The organism is Niveispirillum fermenti (assembly GCF_048066175.1).
Classification (GTDB): Bacteria; Pseudomonadota; Alphaproteobacteria; order Azospirillales; family Azospirillaceae; genus Niveispirillum; species Niveispirillum fermenti.
On sequence record NZ_JBLTXA010000101.1, the window covers coordinates 1 to 1,134 of the forward strand.

At 56.5% G+C, this 1,134-nt stretch carries 1 protein-coding gene and 1 pseudogene; one reads left to right on the forward strand and one right to left on the reverse strand.

Annotation, left to right across the window (positions count from 1 at the left end; translation table 11 throughout):
• A partial coding sequence (locus tag ACM9LZ_RS25845) for a hypothetical protein (protein WP_416622373.1) occupies nt 1-226 on the forward strand: 226 nt, incomplete at its 5' end.
• Nucleotides 227-1,007: 781 nt separating this feature from the next.
• Here the strand turns inward: ACM9LZ_RS25845 and ACM9LZ_RS25850 are convergent.
• Nucleotides 1,008-1,134 (reverse strand): annotated as a pseudogene (locus ACM9LZ_RS25850) (transposase); the annotation flags it as partial.

Below are 1,134 nucleotides of genomic sequence, written 5' to 3' on the forward strand. Positions count from 1 at the left end.
CCTACAGCTTTTGGACCTCTATGATGGGAAGGACTTCGACTTCATAAATGAACTTGTTCGAGAAGAGACCGGTGAGGATATGATCTCCGTCGGCCCCGACCTGCTCGCGATGGGGCTGCTCTCAGATTGGAGGCCGCGAGAAAGGCGCATCCGACGCTCTGCCTTGGGTGATCTGATCTCCCGTATGATGCAACGAGATCATAATCCTCCGATCAACCGGATATGAAACGCTGAGATAGGCTCATGGAACACCCATCCCGCCAACGTCCCCGTGCCCTTTCAGGACACGCGGCGTCGTTCCAACGAGACAGAGAGCCTGGGCTGCCTCATCCACGTCAACCGGTCTGCCGGCCGCACCAACGTACTCGACTTCCTGCGCCTCCAGGGCAAACGGATGCACGTCATCGCCTGGAACATTCTGGCAGGAGCGAGGCGACTTGGATCAGTAAGTACGTGGAGATTGACCGGCGTCGACGGAAAATTTTTGGGCTCCAGCACCATCAGAGGTGCAACAGCTGTATCTAGTTAGCTTGCAACACCATATAACAGTGCCACAGCACTCGCATCAAAGCAAAACAAGCTATCTGCTTGAATTTTTTACCTTATCAAGGGCCTGCATTTACGCAACACTAAGCGAAATCGCCTTAATTGGAAATACCCGGAGCGGTTTTGGCTGTGTAAGGGACGTAAACGACGTTGCGATTCTGGCACATCCAGGCACGTCGTGAACATTGATATCCGTAGTGTCCACGATGGTTGGCATGCGCGACCGAGGTCCGGCGCGCGGCGCCTACGCGACGCAAGCGCGCCGGGACCGGTCGTCGCCGCACAACGTTTCGATCTGACCAGGACCCAGCCGCAGGCTGGGCTTGTAGGCTCTGGAGTAAACCGCAACACGGTTCAAATCTCTGACGGTGCGCTTGCTTCCTGCGATGGGCTTGGCATCAGCTTGAAGAACTGCTCGCATTTTTCGAGAACGGCCTCGATCGACGACGTTCGGAAGACTTCGGCGCGCCGTCGCGGTCCTGGATGTCGGCAGTGTGGATGAGGGCATGGACGAGATTGCCTTGGGTGTCGGTGAGGTTATGGCGCTTGCGTCCTCTGATCTTCTTCCCGGCGTCATATCCCCTCGGA